Source organism: Corynebacterium amycolatum SK46 (genome assembly GCF_000173655.1).
Taxonomy (GTDB): Bacteria; Actinomycetota; Actinomycetes; order Mycobacteriales; family Mycobacteriaceae; genus Corynebacterium; species Corynebacterium amycolatum_A.
The window spans coordinates 24154-30194 of sequence record NZ_ABZU01000020.1 but is presented as its reverse complement, the minus strand read 5'-3'; the positions used below and the strand labels follow the sequence as shown (position 1 = coordinate 30194).

7 protein-coding genes are annotated in these 6041 nt (G+C 59.3%); 2 read left to right on the top strand and 5 right to left on the bottom strand.

Features of this window, described 5'->3' with window-relative positions; genetic code table 11:
* Positions 1 to 12 precede the first annotated feature (12 nt).
* The 3 genes from CORAM0001_RS09950 to CORAM0001_RS09940 form a co-directional block, all read right to left on the bottom strand.
* Positions 13 to 651 carry a DedA family protein gene (locus tag CORAM0001_RS09950; RefSeq protein ID WP_040361901.1) on the bottom strand — a complete coding sequence of 213 codons (639 nt, stop codon included), beginning with the start codon at positions 649 to 651 and terminating at the stop codon, positions 13 to 15.
* Positions 652 to 733: 82 nt separating this feature from the next.
* Positions 734 to 1351, bottom strand: a complete 618-nt coding sequence (locus tag CORAM0001_RS09945) for a trimeric intracellular cation channel family protein (protein ID WP_005511754.1) — start codon at positions 1349 to 1351, stop codon at positions 734 to 736.
* Positions 1352 to 1455: 104 nt separating this feature from the next.
* Positions 1456 to 2298, bottom strand: a complete 843-nt coding sequence (locus CORAM0001_RS09940; protein ID WP_005511783.1) for a nitrilase-related carbon-nitrogen hydrolase — start codon at positions 2296 to 2298, stop codon at positions 1456 to 1458.
* Between the two features lie 143 nt (positions 2299 to 2441).
* On the opposite strand from CORAM0001_RS09940, the gene CORAM0001_RS09935 reads away from it, so the two are divergent.
* A complete protein-coding gene (locus CORAM0001_RS09935; protein ID WP_005511743.1) occupies positions 2442 to 2759 on the top strand; it encodes a hypothetical protein in 318 nt (105 codons plus the stop codon).
* On the top strand, positions 2747 to 4309 hold the full coding sequence (locus tag CORAM0001_RS09930; RefSeq protein ID WP_005511784.1) for an alpha/beta hydrolase: 1563 nt from the start codon (positions 2747 to 2749) through the stop codon (positions 4307 to 4309). The genes CORAM0001_RS09935 and CORAM0001_RS09930 overlap by 13 nt, the downstream gene beginning before the upstream one ends.
* A 108-nt stretch (positions 4310 to 4417) precedes the next feature.
* On the opposite strand, the gene CORAM0001_RS09925 is transcribed toward CORAM0001_RS09930, so the two are convergent.
* The gene (locus CORAM0001_RS09925) at positions 4418 to 4828 is read right to left on the bottom strand and encodes a heat shock protein transcriptional repressor HspR (protein WP_005511748.1); all 411 of its coding nucleotides are present in this window, start codon (positions 4826 to 4828) and stop codon (positions 4418 to 4420) included.
* Entirely contained in the window at positions 4828 to 6024 is a 1197-nt protein-coding gene (gene dnaJ, locus CORAM0001_RS09920; RefSeq protein WP_005511752.1) for a molecular chaperone DnaJ, read from the bottom strand. The genes CORAM0001_RS09925 and dnaJ overlap by 1 nt, the downstream gene beginning before the upstream one ends.
* Positions 6025 to 6041: the final 17 nt, after the last annotated feature.

Below are 6041 nucleotides of genomic sequence, written 5' to 3'. Positions count from 1 at the left end.
GACAGCACTGTCCTACAACGAGCGCTTCGCAACAGCTGCTTTACGACGCGCATTCACACCACCGATGACAACCGGTAGCACGGAGATTGCAATGACCAGCAGCATAATCTTGTCAATGGAACTGGTTATTCCCGGAATGTTACCCAGCAACACACCAACTGCGACCATGCTGGCTACCCAGCCAATCGCACCGGTGACATTCCAGCCGATGAACCTTCCGTAGGTCATATTCGCAGTGCCTGCAGCCAGCGGAATGTAGGTGCGCACAATGGGAACGAAGCGCCCCAGCACCAACGACAGCGGTCCGTACTTGGCAAAGAACCTCTCGGCTGCTTCCAGGCGATCTGTCCGCAGCACTCTGGCATTGTCCCTGAACAGTTGGCGTCCGAAGGAGTGACCTAAGAAGTAACCGACTTGGTCGCCCACCACCGCGGCAACAAGGCCGATTGCCAGTACCTGCCAGGCGTGGATATCTAGCTCGGTTCGTAAGACGGCAGCAGTGACTAACAGCGAATCACCGGGCAGAAAAGGGAAGAGCACACCGGACTCAATAAAAACGATGAGTCCAAGTCCCGCAAGCACCCAAGGGCCAAACCCCTGGAGTAGCGCTTCGGGGTCTCCGATACCGGAGAGGAATCCAGAAAAATCCATAACGGCAATCTTTCAGTAACAACTGCCGATTCTGCTGAGCTAATTAGAGTATTTTGCTGAGAGTTTTTCTGGGTACTGGGTTTTAATCGCGCCCCTGGTAGTCAAATACCGGCAGCGACCAGCCACGCCAAAGCGCCGCTAGTCGAATGAACAGTGCGGACAGCACAGCACAGATGATGTTGATGTTCTCGTCCAGACCAACCATGTCGAGCACGTAGTAAAGCGTCGCCGCGACGACTGCGATGGAGGCATAGAGCTCCTTTTGGAACACCAGCGGGACGCGGTCACACATCAGGTCGCGGAGCACACCTCCAAACGCACCGGTAAGAACGGCGCCGACAATAGCGATGATGACGCCGTGCCCCATTTCCATGGCCACGCGGGCACCAATGATGGAAAACGCCGACAAACCAATCGCGTCAGCGACCAAGAACACGACCCGGAAGTGCTTCATCAGGAAGTCAGCCAACAACACCGTGATCAGTGCTGCACCGACAATAACCAGCAAATATTGCGGGCTTGCAACCCACACCAACGGATAGTGCCCGAGAATGACATCACGCAGGGTACCGCCGCCGATAGCAGTCATGCACGCAATTGTTGAAACTCCAAAGAGATCCATGCGCATTCGACCGGCCGCTAGTGCGCCGGTGACGCCTTCGGCCGTAATTCCAATGACCCAGAGGATGTGGAGCAGCATGATAAGAAATATAAAGGACTTCGCCCGAATCGGTAGAAATATAGGCTAATATCCCGCAATCTTCGTCCCTCGGCTCGGCCCTCTTCCTCGCTTCCCAGCTAGCCCTAATCGCGAATCTCCAGCACCGGAATCGAGCGGCGAATCCGCTCCACCTCCGCTATATCAACATCGGCCACAAGCAACTGCGGGCCGTAGCCCGCCGAGGCAATAACCCCGCCATCGGCGTTGACCAGCATGGAGTACCCCGCGCCGGTCGGCCCCTCATCCTTCCCCGCGGCCTTCGCCCCACCAGGCCGGGCCGCATCGACTGCCGCAATTACACAAGTGCTGTCCAGTGCGCGTGCCGACACCAGCGTCTGCCACTGCAACACCTTGCCTGGGCCATCATTCCACGATGCAGGCAGCGCGATGACCTCTGCGCCCAGGTTGGCCAGTTGAATGAATTGCTCCGGGAACCTGATATCAAAGCATGTCGCAAGACCTAGGGCGACCGACGATCCGTCGGCAAGCGGGACATCACAAACCACGTGCGCGTTGCCCGGCGCGACAGTATCCGATTCGCGAAACCCGAAAGCGTCGAAGAGGTGGAGTTTGTCGTAGAACTCGACACCAGGGCCGTCCTCATCACGCCATGCCAGAAGCAGCGAATTGAAGACGCGGTGCATCGTCTTACCGTCGCGTTCCACTTGATCTGCCGGGCGGAACATGCCGACCACCACACTGATTCCGGCATCGTGAGCGGCCTGTGAGACCTCCGCTACGAACCTATCGCTGCTGGACTCCGCCACGACATCCAGGCGACCGGAATTGAACGCCTTCATCGTGGCCTCGGGGAAAACCACCAAATCGGCGTTGCCCTGTGCTGCCCGCGCGATGGTCGCCTTCACCGCGTCCAGATTCTCTTCAACCGACGCTGACAATTCCAACTGAGCCAATGCAATACGCATGCCTAAATGCTACCGGCTACCCCGGATTGACCGCCCTGAAGTTATCCACAGCGCGGCGCCCTGCGTTGCTGCCGCTCAGAGTTATCCACAGTTCGCTGAAGATGGACTTCCGCTGCCTTTCGCCACCCAGCAGAATCAAAAACATGGCCGAACACATCACAGTCAACCCAGCTCAACTATCCGCTTTAAGTCGCTCTTACCAGCAGATTTCCACTCGTATTGATGGTCTTTCCACCATCGTGGCAGCTGCCCCGGGAAGTGCCGACCTCACCTCCGCTCTACCCGGCTCACGGATTGTCCCCGCTGCCTCCGCTACGTGTGGGAAGTGGTCGGAATCATTGCTTGCTGCGTGCACCAACATCGACGTTATTGCACAGGCTGCCGATGCCCTCGCTGTCAGCGCTCTCGCGCACGAGCATGACCAGTCCGCCGCTTTGGAAAAGCCGTCATGGTCACGGTAGGCGAAGCGCTGCTGTGGCGTGTGGATTCGCTGGAGGTCCTTGCCCTGGCGCTGCGTTCCGGGGCGCGCGCCCTCGCTGATTCCGCCGACAGTTCCCAGGGCGCACTCAACGCGCTTTCAGAGGATGACTTCGCCGGCGACAACCGCAGCGCCGCTGAGGTTTCTGTCACTCACAGCTCCACGCGTCTGCGCCGGAGCAGCGTCGCGCTCGAACGTCTTGCCGCCTGCTGCAGCGACACCGCCGCCATGCTTGACGACGTCATCCGCGAACTTACCGACGCGGTAAACCAGGCAACCAACCTGGGGTTTCAGGTGAACCTGGTTTCTGGTGCGGTGACTCCGCCGGAGGGTATGCTTTCTACGATTGCGCGCAGCCTCGTTCATCCCAAAATTCCTGCCGGGCCCTTCACCATGGCCGAATGGCGTGCAACCTCGCAGCTTCGGATTCAGTCGGCTTTGGCTGAGCTCAACCGACTCGATGAGAAGGCGGCGGGCGCAATCTCAGCTCTTTCACCACTGGTGGCAAGCGGAGTTAGTGGCTCGGGCAGATTGCAGCCGTCGCAGGGTGGCATTGGTACTGGCAAAACTAGCAACAAGCGGATTGACGGTGGTTGGGGCTTGGAAGTTGAGAGCAGATTGGCTGGGGCGTATTCGAGTAGACCGCTATCAGAGATAGATGTCGCCATGTCCGCTCGCGCCCGGGCTTTGGGGCTGCCACCTGGACAACTATTGGAGTCCTCGCCTGGGCATTCTGCTATCGCGTTCGGTGACGTTGAGCGAGCATCGACTGTGATTACTCTCGTCCCCGGCACCAGCTCTAGCGCGGAAGACGCTAGCAAGCAGTTCGAGCGCGTAGCCGCGACCTTCCACGCCGCCGGTGAAGATCCGGAGGATGTGGCGGTCGTGTCGTTTTCCTATGACGCGCCACCCGACCTTCGTGAGGCCATACGCACCGAGTATCACAATTTTGCTGCAGAGCGGCTGCAGCACTTGCAAGCCGGTTTGATTGAGCGTTCCGGTGGTGTCGATAGCGGTGACACTGCGATCGCCAGTGGCGCTACTAGCCACGGCACGTCTTCGAATCAGCGGCACGTTGTCGTCGGCTATAGCTATGGGGCTACGGTGGTCTCGCAGGCCTCCCTCGGTAGTGGCCTCTACGCGGATAGGGTGCTGCTCATAGCTCCACCAGGTGTTGGCCCCGGACTGGAGCGCGCAAACGACATGAAACTACTCAAGCCGGACGGCACAGTCCGACCCGAAAATGAGAATAGCCACCGCGTAGCGGTGGCGACGTCCCCGATGGACCCCATTCGTATTCCTGCCGAACTGGGGGTTCACGGAAAGAACCCAGCTGATAAAGATTTCGGCGCGTACACACTCAACCTGAGTGAGCGCGGCCTGTCCATACGAGACTTGGCCGAATTCATGGTCACTCCCGTGCAGGATATTCCTCAAAAGTATCGGCACGTCCAGGGCAACCCACACATCGAACACTACTTTGACGACGAAGTTTTCACCCGCGAGACCAACCGGTGGCTAACCGATAGCTGACCGGCGGCTCAGATCAACGGTTGCGAATCCACGGCTCAAAATAACAAGCCAAGAGAAAACGGACTAACCAGCCAACGCTGCTTAGTCCGCTCAATCAGCCGAGTGGGATTACCCTTCCCCACCGCGGTTGACTTTGTGCCTGCGTCGTGTGCGCGGTTCCCACATCACCACTGCCGTAGAGCGTGGGACGTGAACCAGTTCGCCTCGCGAACGACGCGCCTGTGCCTTTGCTTGATAGAGCCGCTCTCGCAGTTCTGCATTTTCCTGCTCAAGCGAATCCACCCGCTCAGTCAGGTCGATGATGGCCTTAATACCGGCCAGATTGACGCCGTCTTCCTGACTCAGACGCTGAATCTCACGCAACAGCGCCACATCGCGTTTGGTGTAGCGACGACCTCCGCCGGAGGTTCGCTGCGGAGTTACCAACCCGAGTCGGTCATAATTGCGCAGCGTCTGCGCATGCATGCCGGCGAGATTCGCGGCTACGGATATGACATAGACCTCAGTGTTGTCGGACATTATTTCGCACCTGCCCAACCCTCACGAGGATTGAACCCACTGGCACGCTCCGCTTCGACGTAGGAGCGCAATGCCGAAGTGGCATTGTCATCCAAATTGGTCGGCACCTTCACACGCACGGTTACCAGCAGGTCACCCGGAGTGCCATTGCGCTTCGGGATCCCTCGACCGCGCACACGCAGTGTTCGGCCATCGGCTGTGCCAGCCGGGACACGCACGCGAATCTTGTCGCCCAACGTCGGCACAGTGATGGTGCCTCCGAGTGCGAGCTCGCCGAAGCTCACGGGCACCGTGACCTCAAGGTCGTTGCCGCTGCGGGTGAAGACTTCATCCGGGCGAACATGGACGGTGACAAAGAGGTCACCGGCCGGACGCCCCCGCAGTCCAGCTTCACCTTGGCCCGCAAGACGGACCTTCTGGCCGTCCACCACACCTGCGGGGACGCGAACGGTGATGGTACGACGGCGGGTGGTCACGCCGGTGCCATTACACTGCGAGCAAGGGTTCTCGATGCGAGTGCCCTGGCCACCACAGTCCGCACACGGACTGGAGAAGCCGAAGGCCCCCTTTTGCTCCTTGACATATCCTGAACCATGACAGGTGGTACACGTCACCGGCGAGGTTCCCGGCGCTGCACCCGAACCATTGCAGTTCGTGCATGGCGACGGGTTGGTGAGCTGCAGGGGGATGGTGACACCTTGGGCGGCTTCGCGGAAATCGAGCGTAATTTCTGTCTCCACATCCGCACCACGGCGGGCCTTCTGCCGCCCGGCAGCACCAGCGCCACCATTGCGGTTTACGAAGCCGCCCAGGAAATCACCTAGGCCACCTGCACCACCAGCATTGCCACCGAATCCGGCACCTCCGCCGAAGAGATCCGACACGTCGAAGTCGAATCCACGTGCACCGGCAGCACCGGCTCCGCCGGCACCTGCGGCACCGGGGAATCGGAAACCACCTGCGAGAGCTGCACGCAGCTCATCGTATTCGCGGCGCTTGTCCTCGTCACCGACTACCGAGTATGCCTCGGAGATTCGCTTGAACTTATCTTCAGCGGCCTTGTTGCCCGGGTTCTTATCCGGGTGGTTCTCCCGGGCTAACTTGCGGTAGGCCTTTTTAATCTCGTCGAGTGACGCAGACTTAGAGACGCCCAAGTCAGCGTAATAGTCCTTATCTGCCCATTCCCGTTGAGTCATGGTGCATCTCCTCCTTT

Coding starts and splice junctions, on each gene's coding strand:
- CORAM0001_RS09950 (WP_040361901.1), bottom strand. CDS start 651: ATGGATTTTTCTGGATTCCTCTCCGGTATCGGAGACCCCGAAGCGCTA.
- CORAM0001_RS09945 (WP_005511754.1), bottom strand. CDS start 1,351: ATGCTGCTCCACATCCTCTGGGTCATTGGAATTACGGCCGAAGGCGTC.
- CORAM0001_RS09940 (WP_005511783.1), bottom strand. CDS start 2,298: ATGCGTATTGCATTGGCTCAGTTGGAATTGTCAGCGTCGGTTGAAGAG.
- CORAM0001_RS09935 (WP_005511743.1), top strand. CDS start 2,442: ATGGCCGAACACATCACAGTCAACCCAGCTCAACTATCCGCTTTAAGT.
- CORAM0001_RS09930 (WP_005511784.1), top strand. CDS start 2,747: ATGGTCACGGTAGGCGAAGCGCTGCTGTGGCGTGTGGATTCGCTGGAG.
- CORAM0001_RS09925 (WP_005511748.1), bottom strand. CDS start 4,828: ATGTCCGACAACACTGAGGTCTATGTCATATCCGTAGCCGCGAATCTC.
- dnaJ (WP_005511752.1), bottom strand. CDS start 6,024: ATGACTCAACGGGAATGGGCAGATAAGGACTATTACGCTGACTTGGGC.